This window comes from Actinokineospora sp. UV203, from assembly GCF_056323665.1.
Genome location: NZ_CM150484.1, coordinates 2,928,482 through 2,947,491 on the forward strand (window position 1 = coordinate 2,928,482; position 19,010 = coordinate 2,947,491).

At 69.9% G+C, this 19,010-nt stretch carries 15 protein-coding genes; 5 read left to right on the forward strand and 10 right to left on the reverse strand.

All coding sequences use genetic code 11. The features are described 5' to 3' along the window. Nucleotides 1-28 precede the first annotated feature (28 nt). From ACUZ2Y_RS13675 to ACUZ2Y_RS13700, 6 genes are read right to left on the reverse strand one after another with little or no spacing between them, the layout of a single operon-like run. Nucleotides 29-1,198 carry a TauD/TfdA family dioxygenase gene (locus tag ACUZ2Y_RS13675; RefSeq protein WP_476330785.1) on the reverse strand — a complete coding sequence of 390 codons (1,170 nt, stop codon included), beginning with the start codon at nucleotides 1,196-1,198 and terminating at the stop codon, nucleotides 29-31. A 10-nt stretch (nucleotides 1,199-1,208) separates the two neighbouring features. Beyond that, nucleotides 1,209-2,153 carry a fumarylacetoacetate hydrolase family protein gene (locus tag ACUZ2Y_RS13680; RefSeq protein WP_476330788.1) on the reverse strand — a complete coding sequence of 315 codons (945 nt, stop codon included), beginning with the start codon at nucleotides 2,151-2,153 and terminating at the stop codon, nucleotides 1,209-1,211. Nucleotides 2,154-2,186: 33 nt separating this feature from the next. After that, nucleotides 2,187-2,396, reverse strand: a complete 210-nt coding sequence (locus ACUZ2Y_RS13685; RefSeq protein ID WP_476330791.1) for a CDGSH iron-sulfur domain-containing protein — start codon at nucleotides 2,394-2,396, stop codon at nucleotides 2,187-2,189. A 19-nt stretch (nucleotides 2,397-2,415) separates the two neighbouring features. Further along, nucleotides 2,416-3,429 (reverse strand): iron-containing redox enzyme family protein, encoded by a 1,014-nt coding sequence (locus ACUZ2Y_RS13690; RefSeq protein WP_476330794.1) that lies wholly within the window; start codon nucleotides 3,427-3,429, stop codon nucleotides 2,416-2,418. Nucleotides 3,430-3,442: 13 nt separating this feature from the next. Continuing rightward, complete coding sequence (locus ACUZ2Y_RS13695; protein ID WP_476330797.1) at nucleotides 3,443-4,723, reverse strand: hypothetical protein; 1,281 nt, start codon at nucleotides 4,721-4,723, stop codon at nucleotides 3,443-3,445. Then, complete coding sequence (locus ACUZ2Y_RS13700; protein ID WP_476330799.1) at nucleotides 4,723-5,856, reverse strand: pyridoxal phosphate-dependent aminotransferase; 1,134 nt, start codon at nucleotides 5,854-5,856, stop codon at nucleotides 4,723-4,725. The genes ACUZ2Y_RS13695 and ACUZ2Y_RS13700 overlap by 1 nt, the downstream gene beginning before the upstream one ends. A 443-nt stretch (nucleotides 5,857-6,299) precedes the next feature. Here ACUZ2Y_RS13700 and ACUZ2Y_RS13705 point away from each other — a divergent pair, with 443 nt between their 5' ends. The 3 genes from ACUZ2Y_RS13705 to ACUZ2Y_RS13715 all read left to right on the forward strand — a co-directional run bounded on the left by ACUZ2Y_RS13705 (nucleotide 6,300) and on the right by ACUZ2Y_RS13715 (nucleotide 11,406). Next, entirely contained in the window at nucleotides 6,300-8,117 is a 1,818-nt protein-coding gene (locus ACUZ2Y_RS13705; RefSeq protein ID WP_476330802.1) for a non-ribosomal peptide synthetase, read from the forward strand. Next, nucleotides 8,114-10,954: a condensation domain-containing protein gene (locus ACUZ2Y_RS13710; RefSeq protein WP_476330805.1), complete on the forward strand. Its 2,841-nt coding sequence runs from the start codon at nucleotides 8,114-8,116 to the stop codon at nucleotides 10,952-10,954. Before ACUZ2Y_RS13705 ends, ACUZ2Y_RS13710 begins: the two co-directional genes overlap by 4 nt. Before the next feature lie 170 nt (nucleotides 10,955-11,124). Further along, nucleotides 11,125-11,406 (forward strand): GlsB/YeaQ/YmgE family stress response membrane protein, encoded by a 282-nt coding sequence (locus tag ACUZ2Y_RS13715; RefSeq protein ID WP_476330808.1) that lies wholly within the window; start codon nucleotides 11,125-11,127, stop codon nucleotides 11,404-11,406. An 82-nt stretch (nucleotides 11,407-11,488) separates the two neighbouring features. Here the strand turns inward: ACUZ2Y_RS13715 and ACUZ2Y_RS13720 are convergent, their stop codons facing one another. The 3 genes from ACUZ2Y_RS13720 to ACUZ2Y_RS13730 form a co-directional block, all read right to left on the reverse strand. Beyond that, on the reverse strand, nucleotides 11,489-12,475 hold the full coding sequence (locus ACUZ2Y_RS13720) for a methyltransferase (protein WP_476330811.1): 987 nt from the start codon (nucleotides 12,473-12,475) through the stop codon (nucleotides 11,489-11,491). A gap of 37 nt (nucleotides 12,476-12,512) precedes the next feature. Continuing rightward, complete coding sequence (locus ACUZ2Y_RS13725; protein ID WP_476330814.1) at nucleotides 12,513-13,286, reverse strand: SDR family oxidoreductase; 774 nt, start codon at nucleotides 13,284-13,286, stop codon at nucleotides 12,513-12,515. Between the two features lie 87 nt (nucleotides 13,287-13,373). Then, nucleotides 13,374-16,262: a helix-turn-helix transcriptional regulator gene (locus tag ACUZ2Y_RS13730; protein WP_476330817.1), complete on the reverse strand. Its 2,889-nt coding sequence runs from the start codon at nucleotides 16,260-16,262 to the stop codon at nucleotides 13,374-13,376. 108 nt (nucleotides 16,263-16,370) lie between these two features. Between ACUZ2Y_RS13730 and ACUZ2Y_RS13735 the strand changes: the two genes are divergently transcribed. Beyond that, nucleotides 16,371-16,838 (forward strand): DUF5956 family protein, encoded by a 468-nt coding sequence (locus ACUZ2Y_RS13735; protein WP_476330820.1) that lies wholly within the window; start codon nucleotides 16,371-16,373, stop codon nucleotides 16,836-16,838. 258 nt (nucleotides 16,839-17,096) lie between these two features. After that, nucleotides 17,097-18,212, forward strand: coding sequence for a MerR family transcriptional regulator (locus ACUZ2Y_RS13740; RefSeq protein WP_476330823.1), 1,116 nt, complete (start codon nucleotides 17,097-17,099; stop codon nucleotides 18,210-18,212). 104 nt (nucleotides 18,213-18,316) lie between these two features. Here the strand turns inward: ACUZ2Y_RS13740 and ACUZ2Y_RS13745 are convergent, their stop codons facing one another. Further along, entirely contained in the window at nucleotides 18,317-18,598 is a 282-nt protein-coding gene (locus ACUZ2Y_RS13745; protein ID WP_476330825.1) for a BBE domain-containing protein, read from the reverse strand. Between the last annotated feature and the right edge of the window lie 412 nt (nucleotides 18,599-19,010).

The following is a 19,010-nucleotide window of genomic DNA, read 5'->3' on the forward strand; positions in this document are numbered from 1 at the left end:
CTCGCTCAGGGCGAGCTGGTGGACTGCGTCACGCGGACCGTTCGTCCAGGACGGACGCGGGGGCGTCGACCTTCTCGCGCAGGGCGGCGCCCATCGCGAAGAACTCGTCGCGCATGACCTGGGTCTGCCGGAGGAACCGGTCGCCGCTGTACCCGGTGCGGGCGTGCAGCACGCGCAGGTTGTCGAACAGCAGCGCCTCACCCGCCTCCAACTGGTACGAGATCATGTTCGCCGGGTCGTAGGCCACGCGGAAAGCGTTGCGCACGGCCGCATACGTGGCGGGCATGCGCTCCTCGTCGACGCAGATGGCGGTCATCGTGCGCTCGTTGAGCCGGACCTCGATGACCTCGCCGTCGTGGTCGAGGGCGATCGGCGGCACGTCGGCGATGATGGTCTGGCCATCGATGCGCCGCTCGTGGCGGACCGGGACGGTCGTCAGGATCTCGAACGCGGCCGGGTCGTTCTCCCGGATCACCGCGGCCACCTTGAAGGCGTCGACGAGCTGGGACACGCCGCCGCCGTCACCGCTGGGCTGGATGCAGTGGAAGATGTTGATCCCGGTGGGGATCCGGCGGTAGGTCTCGTCGGTGTGCGGCAGCAGCGGGCCCGCGAGGTCGGCCAGGATCATCGGGTTGGCCCGGGTCACCAGGTCGAAAAGCCTGCCGTAGTGCGTTTCCCGGATGTAGCCCACCTCCGCGGCGAGCGTCTCGATGGCGTCGTGGTCGGTGCCGAGGCCGCGCACGACGACGAAGCCGAGTTCGTACACGGCGGCGTGCAGGCGGTGCCGCTCGGCGTCGTCGGTGAGGACACGGTCCCACCGCACCGAGGGCCACTCGGCCAGCGAGCCGTCCCACACGGTCCGGCGCGGCTTGCGGGCCTCGACCAGCGACCAGGGGCTGTAGGCGTGCTCGCGCAGCCAGGTGGGGTCGTAGTCGGACTGGTGGCCGTCGTCGGCCCACTCGACCCGCAGGACCGGTCCGTCGACGACGACAGAGGTGGGGGTCACGTCGTCGGGGATCTCCAGCAGCCGCTGCAGCCTGCTGCCGCTGTCGTGCGGCCCGCAGGTCGCGCACGCGCAGTTGTCCCGTAGCCAGAGGTGGTGGAACCGGCTGTGCTGCCCGTCGCCCCAGGTGATCACCACGGAGGTGTCCTCGACGGTGACGGACTTCATCTCCACCGCGTTGTCGGTCAGAGACATTTCGTGACTCCTAAACGGCTTGAAGAGTGGACGACACGGGGTGTTCGCGTGCCGCCAGGTGGTGGGCGACGACCGGGTTCTCCAGTTCGCCGACACCCTCGACCCGCACCTGGACGGTGTCGCCCGCGGTGAGGAACACCGGCGGGTCGAGTTCCCCGAGGTCCGACGGCGTGCCGGTGAGGATGACGTCACCGACCTCGAGCTGGACCAGCATCGAGATCCGGCTGACCAGCTCTTGCACGCCGAAGGTCATCGAGCTGGTGTTTCCCCGCTGGATAATTTGTCCATTGAGGACAGTGGTGACCTCAAGGTCGTTGACGTCGCCGAGCTCCTCCGGCGTCACCATGGCCGGGCCGAGCGGGCCGAAGGTCTTCAGCATCTTGCCCGCGGTCCACTGCGAGGTCTGGAACTCAAGGTTGCGCGCGCTGATGTCGTTGGCGCAGGCGTACCCGGCGATGTGGGTGTCAGCGGCATCGACGGGGACGCGCCAGGCGCGCTTGCCGATGATGACGGCCAGCTCCCCCTCCGGCACCGCCTGATCGGTGTTGTCCGGGATGACGACCGGCAGGCGGTGGCCGTTGAGCGCCGAAGACGTCTTGTTGAACAGGATCGGGTGCTCCGGCGCGGTCTCGCCGAGCTGGGCGATGAAGCTGCGGTAGTTCATCCCCACCCCGATGACCTTGCTGGGCCGCAGCACCGGCGGGAGCAGCTGGAGCGTGTCGAGCGGCAGGCGCGCGACGCCGGTCGCGTCGCCCTGCTCACCGAACCAGGCCACCGCCTCGGCGACCGCGTCGAGTGCCCCGGCCACCAGCACGTCCTCCACGGAGCGGAATCCGCCCGTGCGCCCCATCGCGGCCAGGATCTCATCGACGTCGACGACGTCCCCGCCGAGGAGAACCCCGGCCGAGGACGGGCCGTCCAGGTCGGCGGTCTTCAGGTAGGTCACAAGGCGCACAGGCTGATCCGTCCGTTTCTGAGTGTCGGGTGCTCAGGTGTTGTTGCGGGCCGCGCCGCGCAGCGCGTGGTTGCCGTCGCAGAACGGCTTGAGCGCGGAGAGACCGCACCGGCACAGCGCGATGGTCTTGCGACCGGGATCGATCTCCTGCTGATCGGTCGTCTGCAGGGTGAACGGGCCGCGCACGATGAACGGCCCGTTCTCGTACACGGTGATCTCCACGGGCATGTTCTGGTCCGACACGGTGTCCTCCTTCAAGGTGTTAGACGGTGCTGAGGACACGCAGGGAGGACGCGTTCTCCGCCCACGCCACCGTGACCCGGTCGGCGAACAGGCCGCGCACGTTCAGCGTGGCCAGGGCGCCGATGATCACGCGGTCCGCCTCCTGCGGGTAGTCGCGGGCGAAGGACCCGCACATGTCGTAGGCGGCGAGCTGCTCGTGCACGGCGTCGGCGAGGATGTGCTCGTTGTAGAACCAGCGCGCCTTCTCGCTGGCACCGAGCCTGCCCAGCGCCTCGCTGTAGCGGCGGTTGGTGAGCGAGGAGCCGATCTCGGTGACGGCGAGGTTGCCCAGAACCGCTCCGCGCCAGCGCTTGTGCAGCCCGAAGAACGACTTGAGGTTGTGGATCGCCAGCGCCACGGCCGGGATCTCCTCGACGTAGGCGCCATAGGTCGGGTCGAGGTCCAATTCGGACATCAGGTAGCCGTAGAGCTCGGCGTGGCTGCGGCCGGGGCTGCCGTGGCCGTATTCGTCGGCCTGGATCTCGATCAGCGCGCTCTTGGCCCGCCCGCTCACCCGGGGGATCGCCCACGTGTGCGCGTCGCCCTCGTGCAGGTTGTCGATCGAGCGGTGGATGACCAGCTCGGAGAACTGCTCAAGGGTGGACTTCTTGTGGATGTAGGCGGGCAGGGTAGCGGGCTGCCCTGGCGCGCAGATGTCCATCAGATACGTCGGGAGCTCGGCGGCACCGACGTGCGCGGGGACCTCGACGTCGGCCAGGAAGTCGCGCTCGAACACCGCTTCCAGACCGGCGCGGACGGCCAGCAGCGACGCCTGCCACTCCCAGCGCTCGTCGACGTCGTCGAATCCGTCGTAGTGCAGGCCGTAGCAGGCCATGAGGCTGATCTGCACGTCTTCGTCGGTGCGCGAGTCCGTGGTGTCCTCGGCCCGGGCGGCGACGAGGTCGGTCAGGCGGGCGGACAGCGGGCCGGGCGCGCCGAGCAGGCCGTCGAACAGCTCGCCGCTGATCGGTCCTCGTGGGGCGGGAAGTCGCATGCCAGTCTCCGTTCTAGTGGCTGGGGCGGGTGGAGGTGGGTTCCACCGAGCCGGTTCCCGCGGGCGCCACGGCGTCGGGCATGGCCTGCCGGACGTCGTCGCGGGTCCGCAGGGTGCGGTTGTGGGTCTTGCAGTAGGCCAGCACGGCATCGATGTCGCTGTCGCTGTCGGCGCCCGGCAGCCCGAAGTCGGCCAGGACGGCGCTCACCGCGAGCCTGCCGCTGTTGGGGCCCAGCAGCAGCTCCTGCCGCCTGCCCAGCGCGGTGGCGCTGACCGACGAGTAGACCCGGTCCTCGAAGTCCGGGCCGAGGGCGCGGGCTTTGCGGACCGCGGTGGCGTGCGTGCCGGTGGAGGTGCTGAAGGCGTCCGCCCCGACGACCGGGAGGTGCGTCGGGACGGCCACCTGGGTGCAGGCGGCGGTGAGGTCGCACATCGGCACGAGCAAGCTCGCGTCGTAGCGGGTCTGGCCCGCCTCGGCGAGGATCACGATCAGCTGCTCCAAGGCGAGGTTGCCGGTGCGCTCGCCCAGCCCGGTGAACGTGCCGCTGATCAGGTCCGCGCCCGCGTCGATCGCGGCGAGGGAGTTGGCCAGGGCCAGCCCCTTGTCGTTGTGCCCGTGCCAGGCCAGTTCGACCTCGGCGCCGGACTCGGCGATCAGGTCGGCGACGAACCGGGTGTGCCGGGCCGCGCCCGCGGGCACGCAGTCACCGGCGGTGTCGTTGAGGACGAGGCATTTCGCCCCCACGTCCAGGGCGGCGGCCACACAGGTGGCGAGATCCCCGGGCGGGGTGCGGGTGGAGTCCTCGAAGGCGATCCGGAAGTCCAGATCCTCGGCGGCGGCGAGCCGGGCGACGCCCTTGAGCCGGTCGAGCATGTCCGAAATGGACCACCCCTCCACCTGTGCCCGGATCGGGCTGCTGCTCAGGTAGAGGTCGGCGACCACCCGCACCGACGACCGCTGCTGGATGTCCAGCAGCGCCCGCAGGTCCGACGGCACGGCCCGGGCCATCAGCACCGGCGTCAGGGGCAGCCCGCGCTCGCCGATGTGCGCGACGAGCGCGGCGCACTGCTCCCGCTCCACTTCGGACGCGGCCGGGAAACCCAGGAAGGACACCTCGACGCCGACCTGCGAACTCAGCTCCAGCAACCGCTTGCGCTGCTCGATCGTCGGCCGGTGGACCCGCACGTTCTGCAGGGCTTCCCGGACGTCGTCCTCGACCCGCACCCGCGCGTACCGCGCGGGCTCCTCCGGGTTCCACGAGTGCAGCCACCGCCGGGCCGCCGAGTCGTTCATTACGCGACCGGGGTGACGAGCTGCCCGCAGACGGCTTCGAGCTTCGCCATGGCCTCGGCGAACATGGCGGGTTCGCGCATCAGGGCAAGTCGGACATAGGAGTCGCCGAGCGAATCGTCGGTCCAGAAGAATTCGTTTCCGGGCAGGACATGCACGTTTTCCCGCCCCAGGATCTCGGTCAGGGTCATGGCGGGCATATCCGATTCGATCTTGAGCCAGGCGACGCTCATGTACGGCTTTTCGACCGGCACCAGGAACGTGTTCGCCAGCGCCGGATTGAGGACGGCCCGGTTCTGCGCGACGACATTTCGGACATAACCACGATTGTCCTTGATCGACAAATCGAGGAAGTCGGTCATCAATCCGATGGCGAACGGCGACACGTGCAGCAGGAAGTCGGAATTGATTCGGGAAATCGGGTCGACCAGCCGGTCGGAAACCGATAAGAACGGCGCCTTGATTTCCAGGGTCGGCCAGGTCTTGCCGGTGTCCTCGATGACAATGCAGTCGATGTCGGCCTCGGCCAGCATCTTGTACTGGTCGTAGACCTCCTCGTCGGGCACGTAGAACCGGAAACAGGAATCCAGGATCAGCGTCGTGCCGCGCTTGGCGCAGAATTCGATGATGCGCGCGAGGTTCTCCTTGTTCGCCATCGTCCCCGTCGGATTGTTGGGGCTGACGAGGAACAGCACGTCGGTCGCGGTCTGCTCCAGGAACCGCGTGAGCACATCCGGGTCGGCCTCGAGCAGTGGGTCCGGGAAGACGCTCAGCGGGATCTGGTGACGCTTGAGGATGTCCTTGAGGTTGTCGAAGCACGGCTCGATGAGCGTCACCGACAGGTTGTTGAGCCGCAGGTAGTTGGCGATGATCTCGATGCCCGCGGACGCGGTGAAGCACGGGAACCGGGCGAAGTGCGCGGTGTCGAGCGTCTGCTCCGCGAGGGCGAAGAACGTCTGGAAGTACGCGGCCTCGATCGCGTCCTGCTGGCGCCGGTCGACCTGCCGGAACTTGGTGGGCAGCGCGTCGATCACCGCCTGCTCCGCGGCGTTCCACTTTCGATAGGCATGCCCATCGGCGAGGTTGTATTCGTTCGAGAGAACGGCAACCTGTCGTTCGGTGAGATTACGACTCAAGGGAGTACCTTCCGAAAATGATTACCCAGGATGACCACTTCACGCGGGCGCCGGCCGAAGTCGAATGTTCGGCGGCCAATGCCGCAGCCCGCTCAGCGGAAGGCGTGGATGTCACTTACGCCCCCATGAAGTCAGCCCGCCGCACGATATAGGAAACATGCGCGGGCGCTGCTGATTGGGTCCCACATTGTGTTCCACGCCACTTTTGAGCTAATCGGCGTGTCGAAATCCAAGATCGACCATACACGGCTTGAACGGCCGTCGGGCATGGCCACAATGAGCCACTGTCATCCAGGCGCAGTCATCCGGGCGCATTTGGCCTAACGCTATTCCAAATGGACTAAAGGTGGTCTCGGGCCTTGTTGCGGCCGTCGGCGGCGCAGGGGTAGCGTCGGCCGCCTTCCTGCCACGCTCATGGAGTCGTCATCGACTGAGGAACAGGTATGCCCACATTTCCGCCGGTCCGGACCATGGCCGGACAAGAACGACTCGGCGTGCACGACCTGGTTCACCGCTGGGTCGAGCGCACGCCCGCGGTCACCGCCGCGCGTGAGTCCGACGGCGGCGCTTCGGTGACCTATGCGCAACTGTGGGCCCGTTCGGGCTGCCTCGCCGCCGAGTTGGCCGCCCGCGGCACGGCGCCGGGGGATCTCGTCGCCACCGCCGCCGACCCGTCGGTCGACCTGGTGATCGCCCTGCTCGCGATCCTGCGGGCAGGCGCGGCCTATGTCCCGCTCGATCCGCACGCGCCCGCTGAGCGGATCGCGGCCATCCTCGCCGACTCCGATGTGGACCTGGTCGTCATCGGCTCCGAAGTGGACGGACCGGCCGCGGCCGGCCGCTGGCGCGATGTGCTGCCGGGTCACCTGCCGACCGTGCCGGTGCCCGGTTCCGGCGACGCGACCCACCACGCGGCCGCGGGCGGCGACGACCCGGCGTACGTGTCGTTCACCTCCGGGTCGACGGGCAGGCCGAAGGGGGTCGTGGTGCCGCACCGCGCGGTCGCCCGACTGGTGCTCGAACCGAACTACTGCACGATCGAACCCGGCGACCGGGTGGCCAACCTGGCGAACCCGGCCTTCGACGCGACGACGTTCGAGCTGTGGAGCACGCTGACCGCGGGCGGCACGGTGGTGGTCCTGCCGAGCGCCGCGGACCTGCCGGTCGACGAGTGGATCGACCGGCTCTCCGAGGAGTCCATCGACACGATGTTCCTCACCACCTCGCTGTTCCACACCCTGGCCAGGGAACGCCCGGGTGCCTTCTCCTCGTTGGGAAATCTCGTCGTCGGCGGCGAACAGCTCGACTTGGGCGCGGTCCGACGGGTCCTCGCGGCGGGCCCGCCGCGGCGGCTGGTCAACGGCTACGGCCCCACCGAGACCACCACGTTCGCCACCGCCTTCGAGTGCACCGACGACAGCCTGCGCGACCGCGACCGCGTCCCGATCGGCTTCGCGCTGCAGAACACCACGCTGCTGGTGCTCGACGACGAACTCGCGGCGATCTCCCCCGGGCACACGGGCGAACTGTGCGTCGGCGGGCCCGGTGTGGCACTGGGATACCTGGGCCGGGCGGAGCTGACCCGGGAGAAGTTCGTCGTTGACCCCACATCCGGCGCGACGATCTATCGAACCGGCGATCTGGTCCGGCAGCTGCCCGACGGCGCGCTGGAGGTCGTGGGCAGGCGGGACCGGCAGGTGAAGGTCCGCGGTTTCCGGATCGAGCTGGAGGAGATCGAGCGGGCGGCGCTGTCGACCGGCCTGGTCGACGCGTCCTTTGTGGAGAAGGTCGGCGATGGACCCGCGGCCGCGCTGGTGGGATTCGTGCTGCCCGCCACGGCCGCCGACCGCGGCACGCTCGCCGCGGACCTGCGCGGGCTCCTGGCCGCGACGCTGCCCGCCTACATGATCCCGGCCCGCTGGCTGGTGCTCGACGCCGTCCCGCTGGGCGGCACGGGCAAGGCCGACCGGGCCGCCATGCTCGCCATGCTGGCGAAACCGGAACCGGTCCACGCACCGTCGGAACCCTTGGGCCAGAACGGTTTGGCGCTGGTCGGCCCGATCGTGGCCGAAGTGCTCGGGCTGGCGGAGGTCGCGCCGGAGGACAATTTCCTCGACCTCGGCGGCAACTCCATCCTGGCGCTGCAGGTCACGTCCCGGATCAGTGAGCGGGTCGGCGCGCGGGTGGAGCCCGCCGCGCTGCTGTTGGCCGACACGGTGGCGGAGTTCGCCGACACCGTCCGCGTTTCTGTCGCCTCATGACCGAGCTGACCGAGCTGACCGGGACCGGCCTGACGGTGGCCCCGCTGTCCTCCGCCCAGGAACGGCTCTGGCTGATCGACGCCGCCTCCCACGGCTCCCCGACGTATCACGTGCCGCTGCTGCTGCGCTGGTCGGAGCCGGTGGACGTGGCCGCCCTGCGGGCCGCCCTGACCGCGCTCGCCCGCCGGCACGACGTCCTGCGGACCACCTATGAGCTGCGGGACACCCGAGTCGTCCAGGTCGTCGGCGACGCGGGCCCGGTCGACGTCGAGATCGTCGAGCCACGTCCCTGGGCGCGGGTGCGGGAAGACGCGCTGCGCCGCGCGCGCGAACCGTTCGACCTGTCCGCCGAGCCGCCGATGCGCTGTGTCGTCTGGTCCGGGGTTCCCGGCGGGGAAGCGGTCCTGCTGCTGATCCACCACATCGCGGTGGACGGCTGGTCGCTGGCGGCGCTGTTCGACGACCTCGCCGCGTCCTACCAGGCCGCGCTCGGCGGCCAGTCCCCCGAATTGCCACCGCTTCCCGTGCGGTACGTGGACTTCGCGGTCTGGGACCGCGAGATCCTCGACTCCCCCGACCTGCGGGCGCGACTGGCCCAGCGCGCCGACGCCCTGCTCGCCGTGCCCGCGCCGCTTCGGCTTGGTGGCGCCCGCGCGGTGACTGTCGACGCCGAGGGTGCGCGACCGGGTGTGCAGCGCACGTTCTACCTCGCGCCGGAAATCGCGTCCGCCGCCGAGGAACTGGCCCGCAAGACCCGGGCGACGCCGTTTGTCGTGTACCTCGCGGCCTACGCCGAGACCCTGCGGCGCTGGTCGCGGCGCTCGGAGTTCATTGTCGGCACGGTGACGGCGAACCGGCCACATCCGGCGCTGGAGCAGATGGTCGGGTTCTTCGTCAACACCGTCCCGCTCACCTGCGCGGTCGACGGCGGGCAGACTTTCCGCGAGCTGGTGCGCGGCACCCGCGCGGAGGCGTTCGCCGCGCTGACCTACCAGCGGCTGCCCTTCGACCAGCTCACCGCGACCGCCGCCGCCCGCGGCCGACACGGTCTGGTCGACGTGGGATTCGCGTTCCAGAACATGCCCGCGCCGAAGGCCGACACCCAGAACCGCTGGGCGACGCCAGAACTGCTGCCGACCGGCACCGCCAAGTTCGACGTGCTGATGGTGCTCGAAGCGACCGCCAAGGGCACGACCGGCATCCTCGAGTTCGCCACCGACCGGTACCCGGCCGGGTTCGGCGAGCTGTTCACCCAGGACTTCCTCGCCGTGCTCGCCGCAGCCGTCGCCGACCCCGACCGTCCACTTTCGACACTTCCGGTCCCGCACCTCGCGCTTGAGGCACCGGAGCCCGAACAGGTGGTGGAACGCGAGGCGGTCGCCCCGGACAGCGGGTATCGACAGCGGGCCGTGGAGCTGTTCCGGTCCGCGCTGTCCGATGTCTCGACTGACGGCGAACTGGGCGGCGACGACAACTTCTTCGCACTCGGCGGCAATTCGCTGCTCGCGGTGACGATGCTGGCCGGGACAGGGCAAAGCCTTGCGCCCCGGCGGTTCCTGGCCGATCCCACCGTCGCCGGGCTGGCTCGCTTGCTGTCCACGGCAGCCGCACCCGCCCCCGACTCCCCCGAACCGGACGAGCACATCCGTCCGGCGACCTCAGTGCAGCAGCGCCTCTGGCTGCTCGACCGCGTGCGGGCCGTGCGCGCGGCGTACCTGGTGCCCGCGGTGGTCGAGTTCGACGGCGACGTGGACGTCGACGCTCTCACCCGGGCGCTGGACACGGTGCTGGCCCACCATCCGGCACTGCGATCCAGGTTCCAGGTGGACCGGGCGAACCGGCGCGTCGTGTGCCGCACCGACGGCCCGCCCGCCGTGAGCACCGTGACCGACACCGCCGGGTGGGGCGCGGAGAAGCGCGCCGGCCACATCGCCGAGCTGTGCTGGACACCGTTCGACCTCGCCTCGGATGCCCCGGTCCGGGCGGAGATCCTGGTCGGCGACACCTGCGTGCTCGTGCTGTGCGCCCACCACATCGTCGTCGACGGGCAGTCCCAGCAGAGGCTGCTCGACCAGATCGGCATGGCCTACCGGGGCGAGCGGCTCGCCGAACCGGCCCTGCCCGCCGCGCCGACTCCCGAGGTCGACACCGACCGGCTGGCCGAGGCCGTCGCCGCCCTGGCCGGGGCCCCGACCGACGTGCCCCTGCCACACGACCGGCCACGCGGCCGCACCCAGTCCATCGACGGCGCGACCGTCCACAGGCGACTCTCACCGGCCACCAGCGCGCGGTTGCGACAACTCGCCGCCGACGCGGGGTGCACGCCGTTCCTCGCCACCGTAGCCCTTGTCGCACGGACCCTGTCGACCTACAGCGGCAGGCGTGACTTCGTGTTCGTGTTCCCGTGGTCGGAACGCGACAGCGACGCGGTGGGCATGCACGTCAACACCGTCCCGATCCGCGTGGACCTCCGCGACGATCCGAGCCCGCGCGCGGCGCTGGAACGGGTATCGGCGGCGAGCACGATCAGCTACCGGCATGCCGACCTGCCGTTCGACGCCATCGCCGCGGCCGTCCACCCGGACCGCGACCTGAGTCGGCCCGCGGTCACCCCGGTGTACGTGGCCTGGGCGGACCGCCCGACCCGGGCACCGGACCTTGGTGTGCCCGGGCGGCTGGTGCCGCTTGATCCGGTGAAGGTCAAATATGAACTGGAGTTCACCGCGACCGAAGTGGACGGTTCGCTGGAGTTCTCGGTGTCGTATCCGACCGCGCTGTTCGACCGGGCGACCATCTCGTCGATGGTGGACACCATGGTGTCACTGGCAGCAGGCTAGCGCGCCGCCGCGAAATCGTCGTGATGTGCATCGATACCGTTTCGAAGACTTCCATGGCCACTGCCCACCGACCCGTCGCGATAACGTCGACTCAGCCCAGAGTCCCGACCCGGTTTGACGAGGTCGATATCTGGGTACAGAAAGGCTCGTCGAGCCAACTTGGAGGGTCTGTGACCGTCACCGGATTCATCACCGCGATCATCATCGGTCTCATCATCGGGGTCCTCGCCCGGATGATTTTGCCGGGCAAGCAGAATATCCCTATCTGGCTGACGATTATCGTCGGCATCGTCGCGGCACTGCTGGGCACGGCATTGGCCCGGGCGATCAACATCCCCACCACGACCTCCGGGGTCGACTGGATGGAACTGGTGGTGCAGGTGCTCGTCGCGATGCTCGGTGTGGCCCTGATTTCGGGGCTGTACGGGCGGCGGCGCGGCCTCCGGCGCTGACCAAGCGCACCTTTGGAGCCGGGTGCGGCGGCGATCGTCGTCGCCGCACCCGGCTCGTTTCGTTCGAGGACAAGGCGTGCGCTCAGGTGGCGACTCCCTCCACGATGCGCAGCGGACCCGCGGTGTCGATCAGGGCACCGGGCGCGAAGCCCGCGCCCGCCAAGAGCTTTCCCAACTCCGCGGCGGTTCGTTCGCGCCCGCCGGTGATCGTCAGCATGATCACGTCGAGGGTGTGGCTTCGCGGGTCGGAGCCGACGTCCACGAGGACGTTCTCGATGATCAGCACCCGCGCCCCGGGCGACGCGGCCCGGCGGACGGCGTCCAGGATCGCCGCGGCTTCGGCGTCGGGCCAGTCGTGGATCACCTCCATCAGGATGTAGGCGTCCGCCGACGGCAGCGGGTCGACGAAGAAGTCACCGGGTCTCCCGGTCAGCCGGTCACGGTCGATCTCAAGCGCGGCGACCACGTCCGGAAGGTCGAAGAGGATCCCCTCGGCTGTCGGCTCGGCGTCCAGCACGGCGCGGAGAAGGTGTCCGCGGCCACCGCCGATGTCGGCGATCGTGTCGAAGCGCCCGAAGTCGTAGGCGGCCAGGACGGCCACGGTGTCGGCGGCGGCCTTCCCCGTCATCGCCTGCCCGAAGATCTCCCGCTCCGGCTGGTGCGCCACCAGGTAGGGCCACAGCCCGCTGCCGCCGACAAGGTCGAACGAGGTCGCCCCCGTGCGGAGGGAGTGGTCGATCCGGCCGAAGGACGCTTTCATCACCGGCAAGCCCATCATCCGGGCGAACGCTCGCATGGACATCGGGTGATCGCTGCGCAGGAGCTTCGAGGCGTCGTTGTGTCGGTATCCGTCCGGCAGGCGCTCGAAGATGCCGTGGGCGGCCAAAAGGCACAAGACCCGGTCCAGTGCGTCGGCGTCGGCTCCGCAGGCGGCTGCCAGTTGCTTCACAGGAACGCTCTCGTCGGTGATCTGATCGGCCACCCCGAGTTCGGCGATGGCGTGCAGCGAGGCCGATGGGACAGCGGCGTTGGTGAGTGCCCAGATGACTTCGTGTGGTTGGTGCGACATCGGGGAAATCCCTTCTGGGGTCGGAGAAGCGAGTCGTTCAGGTGCGGCTGATGGCAAGACCGCCGTCCACCACGAGGGCCGCGCCGGTCACGAAACTCGAGCCGCCGCCCGCGAGGTAGAGCGCGGACTGCGCGATCTCCTCCGGCGCCGCCATCCGCTTGAGTGCGTGCAGGCCCTCCATGAACCCCCGGACCTCCGGTGGGGCACCCGGCGCGTTCGCGACATTCGACGGCGTGTCGGTCCCGCCGGGGATGATGACGTTGACCCGCACGTTGCTCGAGCCCAGCTCCGCGGCCAGTGACTGGGTGAGGCCGATGAGCCCGGCTTTGCTCGCGGCGTACGCCACGGTTCCGGGCATGCCCGCGGTGTGTCCGATGAAGCTGGAGGTGAAGATCAGTGAGCCGCCGCCGCGCGCGACCATCGCGGGCGTCTGGTACTTCGCGCCCAGGAACGCGCCGGTGAGGTTCGTGTCGAGGATGTAGTGCCAGGCGTCGAGGGTCTGGGCGGCGACAGGGCTCGGCGCACCGACCGTGCCCGCGTTGTTGAAGGCGATGTCCAGCCCCCCGTAGCGTTCGACCGCGACGTCCACGAGTGTCTGCGCGTGCTTCTCGTCGGTGACGTCCCCGACCACCGCGGTCGCTCGTCCGCCCGCGGTCTCGATCTCGGCGACGAGCTCTTCGAGCTGCTCCTCGCGGCGCGCGGTGACGACCACGGCCGCTCCCTCGCGGGCGAACAGGAGGGCGGTCGCCCGCCCGATGCCGGTGCTCGCACCGGTGACGATGGCGACGGTGTCGGCGAGTGTGTGCATCATGACTCCAATGCCGGATAACGACTGTGGAGTCCGAAGCTACGGATCGACGCGGCCGGTGACGGCGGCGGAATTACTCACTCGACATACTCATTTCCGCGCGGTCACCCACACCGCGATCTGGCTCCGGTTGGAGAGGTCCAGCTTGGTCAGGATGTGTTGCACGTGGTTCTGGACGGTCCGCTCGGAGAGGTAGAGGCGCTCCGCGATCTCCCGGCTCGTCAGCCCCTTGGTCACCAGCTCGGCGATCTCGCGCTCACGGCGGGTGAGGGGTGTCGGGGGCTCGGCGGCGTCGAGCCGCTCAAGCAGGCCGCGCGCGGCGGAAGCGACCGGCGGCATGCCCAGCTCCGTCGCCCGGCGGCCTGCCTCCGCGGCCAGCGACCGGGCGCGCGCGACGTCGCCCGGTGCGGCGCGGCAGGCCAGGGCCGCGGCCAGCTCGTGCTGGGCCTCGGCGTGGAAGCCTCGCGCGCCACCGACGGCGCAGGCGCGCACGGCGTGTTCCAGGTCCACCACCGCCTGGTCGAACTGCCGTAGGAACCGGTTTCCCACACCCAGCCACAGCTCGACCGGTCCGCTGTAGGCGACCGCGCCCGCGCCACTGGCCACGTGCATCCCTCGGTACGGCGCGAGCAGGTCGCGCAGTACAGCGGCGTCGTCGGCGTCCTCGAGAGCCACCGCCAGCCCCAGCCCGAACGAGTAGGCGGCCAAGGTGGCGTGGGCGTCCGGTCGCCACCCCACCGCCGGACCCAGCGACCGGTAGAGCGCGGCCGCCTCGTCCCGCCTGCCTGCCTCCCACAGCAGCTGGGCCGGGCCGAGCACCATCATCACCGCCCCCTTGCCTGCGAAGGCGGCCACGTCGATCGGCGCGTCGACCACGCCATAGGCCGCGAGCGACGTGTCGTCCTGCCCGATGTGGTGGCCCACCGTCTGCAACAGGCCCGCCAGCGGCACCGCGGCGATCGGGTGACCGGTCGGGGCGATCACGCCGTAGGCCTTGGCCGCGAGCAGGCGGGCGTCGGTGAAGCGTGCCTGGGCCTGCGCCAGCACCGCCTGTCCGCGCAGCAGCTGCCACCGTGCCCAGCGTCCGCCCACTTCCTGGGTCACCACGGAGAGCACCTCGAGCTCATGGCCTGCACCGAGGAGGTCCCCTCGCTCGAAACACGCGTCGACGCGCCACAGGCGTCCCCACATCTGGACGCTCGGGTCGCGCTCCTCGGCGTCCAGCGCGAGCATCCAGTCGGCGAGCCGGTCGCGCTCGGATATGCCGTCCGGCCCCTCGCACACCAGCCGACGCGCGTGGAGGGCGGCGACCAGTGCGCCCCGGTCCCCGGACTCATGAGCCAGGCTCAGCGCCTCCCGGCTGGCGGGGCCCGCGCTCTCCGCGTCGCAGAGATACATGCACGCCTCGGCGAACCGGGCGGAGACCCGTGCCCGGAGGGCGAGTGCCGACGAGTCCAGCCCGGACATCGCCTCCGCGGCGAGCCGTCTCGCGGCGATGTTGGAGGCCGGGTGGCCAAAGACGCCGTCGATGATCAGGACCGCCTCGGCGAGCAGGTCCACGCGGCCGATCCGACGGGCGACCGCCGCGGCGTGCAGACACGCGTCGAGCCTGCCGTCGACGTCCGCGGACGCGTGCAGGGCACCGCCCAGGGACAGCAGAAGCAGGCAGCGGACGGCGTCATCGAGCTCCGCGCCCGCGACGTCCAGTGCCAGCCGGTACAGCCGGGCGGCCTCCTCGAAGGCGAGGCGGCGCATGGCCTCCTCCGCGGCACGCCGGATCCAGGTCGCCGCGACGATGGCGTCGTCCTGCACGGCCGCCACCGACCAGTGCCGGGCGAGGTCGAACAGATGCGCCTCGAGGTCGCAGGCGTACAACTGCTCAATGGCCCGCGCCGCCCTTCGGTGGAGTCGCACCCTCTCCACGGTCGGCAAGCCTGCCTCGATCGCGTCGCGGACGAGCGCGTGCACGAACTGATGCTGGGCGGGCGTGGCGCCGGGCTCGACGAGGCCTGCCGCGGCTGCCTCGTCGAGCGCGGCGAGGCAGGCCGTGACCGGCAGGTCCGCTACCGCGGCCACCAGCGGCAGCGACACCTCCCGCCCGACGATGGACGCCGCCTGGAGGAGCCGCGCGGACTCCGGCGAGAGCCGGTCGAGCCGGGTGGCGATGGCCTCGCGCACGCTCGCGGAGACCGGCGGCCGCAGGCCGGGCCTGTTTGGCTCGGTCAGGAACCTGGCGACCTCGCCAACGAAGAACGGGTTGCCGCCGGTGAGACCGCGCACTTCCTCGACTTGGACGCCGCTGACCTCATGGCCCACCGCGGACGTCAGCTGGCTGGCGATCGCGGGAGCGGACAGGCCCGAAAGGCGCAGGTCGCGCGTCGGGGTCGCGCGGAGCAGGTCGGTGAGGATGGCCGAGTGCTCCTTCTCGGTGTCGCGGTGGTTCGCCACGAGGAGCAGCCGCTCGTCGGTGAGCGTGCGGACCACGTGCTGCAGGAGCAGGAGCGAGGGCTTGTCGGCCCAATGGACGTCGTCGAAGACCACCACCAGCGGTGTCCGGGCCGCGACATGGCGCAGAAGGCGGCCCACCGCGTCGAACTGCCGGAACCTGTCCTCCGCCGATCCGACCTCATCGTTGGGCCCGTCCACCGCGAAGGCGTCCGGGGCGAGCCTGCCGAGGTCGGTGGCCACCCCGTGCTCGTCGGCCCAGGCAGCCAGATCGACCAGGTCGGAGAGGCCCCGCAGCAACTGGTGCCATGGCCAGTACGGCGGCACGCCGTCGGACTCGACGGCCCGGGCCCACAAGGTCCGCACACGTTCGGCCTTGGCCAGGAGAGCCAGTTCTTCGGAGAGTCTGGTCTTGCCGATGCCCGGCTCGCCCCGGCACACCACGACTCGGGGCTCACCGGCGAGCGCTGCCGCGAGGCAGTCCGAAAGGACGGTGAGCTCACGTTCTCGACCGACGAACGCGGTTCGAAGCACCTCCTGAGTATGACCCGGATGTCAGTTTTGGGCCGGGGACTCAAACCCGTGGGGAGTACCGTCCTGGCCAGTCGCCGCCGCCCTGCCGAGACGAGGGAGCCTTGCGCGATGACACGTGATGACGGGAACGGCACGGTATGGGACCGCGGCCGCGACCTGACGGCGCCGCGGCCCGATCCGACTCCCGCCACCTTGGACAGCGACGGGCACACCTATCACCTGGTCCCGGACACCGGCTACACGATGCTGATCGCCTGGCACGCGGGGGCCGAGAACCTGCTTCGCGTGCCCGACCACGCCCAACACACCGTGCGGGCCACCACCATCGACACCACCGGCACGCGCACCGAGCGCCTGCCACACACCGCGGCCGACCAAGACGCGATCGACGAGGGCATCGAGACCTACCTCGCCGACGCGAACGTTCCCGCACCCCCACGCGGCTACCGCTGGTACCAGCGGCTCCCCGACGAGCACGTCGCCCGCGACAACTTCGACCGCGCCATCCACACCGCGCTCAGCGAACGCGAGACCCTGACGGCCTCGCAGCCCACCCTCGCGACCTGGCGCCGCTGATGGCGCAGATCGTCGCCACCCTCTACGACTGACGCCACCGCTCGCGTCACATCCAAGCTTGGACCCCTGCGCGCAAGCAACGAGCGGACGGCGGATGTGGTTGCCCCAAAGCGCGTCGGAGACCGCGCCGCCGAGCCCCCTTCCAGCCGAGTCGCCGCCTTTTTAAGGCGATGCGGAACCTGGTCATGGTCAGCCACGCGCGCTACCAGAAGCGAAGCGCTTGACCCTCACGTGGCGTCATGCCGCACAGTCGGTGGCGTGGAGGAGCACCTGACCGTGGGACGTGTGGCCGAGCTGGCAGGCGTGAGCGTCCGCACGCTGCATCACTATGACGAGATCGGCCTCGTGCGGCCGTCCGCGCGGACCGCGGCCGGGTACCGGGCCTACTCGGCGGGCGACGTGGAGCGACTGCGTGAGGTGCTCGCCTACCGTCGGCTGGGCTTCGGATTGCGCGCGATCGCGGATCTGGTCGACGACCCGGCCACCGACGCGGTCGCGCACCTGCGCAGGCTGCGCTGCCTGCTACTGGAACAGCGTGACCGCGCCGCTGCCATGGTGACGGCCATAGACAGGGAACTGGAGGCACGGGCGTTGGGGATCAGGACGACACCAGAGGAACAACTGAAAGTGTTCGGCGCGCGGTTGTACGACGCCATCGGGTCCGCCTACCCAGCGACGCGACGCACTGAACCGCGGATCGCCGCGAGGATCTGGGATGCGCTCGGGGACGCACGGACGGTGCTGAATGTCGGGGCAGGCACCGGCTCCTACGAGCCCCCCGACCGCGATGTCACGGCGGTGGAACCGTCGGCGGTCATGCGGGCGCTTCGTCCCGCGGGCGCGGCGCGGTGCGTGGCCGCTGCCGCGGAGAGCCTCCCGTTTGAAGACCAGTCCTTTGACGCCGCGATGGCCTTCAGCACCGTTCACCACTGGGAGGACCCGATCGCCGGCCTGCGCGAGATGCGGCGCGTGGCCCGGCGCGTGGTGGTGTTCACGCACGACGCCAGTGACACCGGCTGGCGGCAGCGGTTCTGGCTCACCCGCGACTACCTGCCTGAGGTGGCCAGACTGGTCGTGGGCAGGCCCTCTGTGGACCAACTGGCTCACACGATCGGGGCCCGCATGGAGCCGGTGCTCATTCCGTGGGACTGCGCTGACGGCTTCTTCGAGGCCCACTGGCGCCGCCCCGAGGCGTACCTGGACGAACACGTGCGCCGCGCGGTGTCGGTATGGATCAGAGTCGGGCCGCAAGCCGAGCAGCGGGCGGTGAACAGACTCCGCGATGACCTCTCCCCAGGCCGGTGGGCCGAACGCAACCACGACCTCGTCGCCCTCGACGCGGCAGAGTTCGGCCTCCGCCTGCTCGTCGCCTGACCACCGCGAGAACGCCTCAACGGCGCTGACCGCCGGAATCGGTAGATGTCGCCGCGACGCCGCCTATGACACTGCGGGGCGTCGTGTCCCCGCACGACTGACGATCACCCGGGTGGGGTGTTCAGGTTGCGGTGGAACCTGTTCGCCGGGTCGTAGGCAGGCTTGATCTCGCGCAGTCGCTGTAATCGGCTGTGGTGCATACGGTCTCGATCGCGGCGGCGTCGTGCGGGAAGTTCAGCAACGACCCACCGATGGCGTGCTGCCACAACGGCTCGGCCGACCCGGACGGACCGTCCACGGGCGATGGAGTACGAGTCGGTCCGGTGGCCGAGCATCGGCTCGTCGAGCAGGTGCAGAAGGTCGAGCCGGTGGGTGTCCACGTCCATCCCAGCTGGACGTTCACACGGCGAGGTCCAGGTCGTCGGCATGGCAACAGGCGAACCAGGTCGGGGCTGTACGCCCCACTGATCCTGCCCCCGATGCAGGGATGACCCGACCCGACGGTGGCCGCCGTTGCTTCGAAACGATGAACGTGTCCCTTATGGACAGACTGCGCAACTGACCAAATCCGCTACGTCAAAGCGGTTCATTCGCCGTCAGTTCCGTTCCAGTAATGACACCTCGATGGCCACGAAGCATCCATACGTGTCAAGCAAATCGGTGCCCGGATACGAACCGGAAGGGACACGCGGAACACATGACCGCCGTTGCCGTGCCGGATGGCGGTACCCGGACCGATCCGCGGCACGCACGAGAACACGAATGGCTTGCGGCAATAACAAGGCAGTGTTGCCACGA

Excerpts from the sequence above, each read along its gene's own strand:
- ACUZ2Y_RS13695 (WP_476330797.1), bottom strand. The coding sequence starts at position 4,723 with ATGAACGACTCGGCGGCCCGGCGGTGGCTGCACTCGTGGAACCCGGAG.
- ACUZ2Y_RS13725 (WP_476330814.1), bottom strand. The coding sequence starts at position 13,286 with ATGATGCACACACTCGCCGACACCGTCGCCATCGTCACCGGTGCGAGC.
- ACUZ2Y_RS13705 (WP_476330802.1), top strand. The coding sequence starts at position 6,300 with ATGCCCACATTTCCGCCGGTCCGGACCATGGCCGGACAAGAACGACTC.
- ACUZ2Y_RS13690 (WP_476330794.1), bottom strand. The coding sequence starts at position 3,429 with ATGCGACTTCCCGCCCCACGAGGACCGATCAGCGGCGAGCTGTTCGAC.
- ACUZ2Y_RS13745 (WP_476330825.1), bottom strand. The coding sequence starts at position 18,598 with ATGGACGTGGACACCCACCGGCTCGACCTTCTGCACCTGCTCGACGAG.
- ACUZ2Y_RS13675 (WP_476330785.1), bottom strand. The coding sequence starts at position 1,198 with ATGTCTCTGACCGACAACGCGGTGGAGATGAAGTCCGTCACCGTCGAG.
- ACUZ2Y_RS13720 (WP_476330811.1), bottom strand. The coding sequence starts at position 12,475 with ATGTCGCACCAACCACACGAAGTCATCTGGGCACTCACCAACGCCGCT.
- ACUZ2Y_RS13735 (WP_476330820.1), top strand. The coding sequence starts at position 16,371 with ATGACACGTGATGACGGGAACGGCACGGTATGGGACCGCGGCCGCGAC.
- ACUZ2Y_RS13710 (WP_476330805.1), top strand. The coding sequence starts at position 8,114 with ATGACCGAGCTGACCGAGCTGACCGGGACCGGCCTGACGGTGGCCCCG.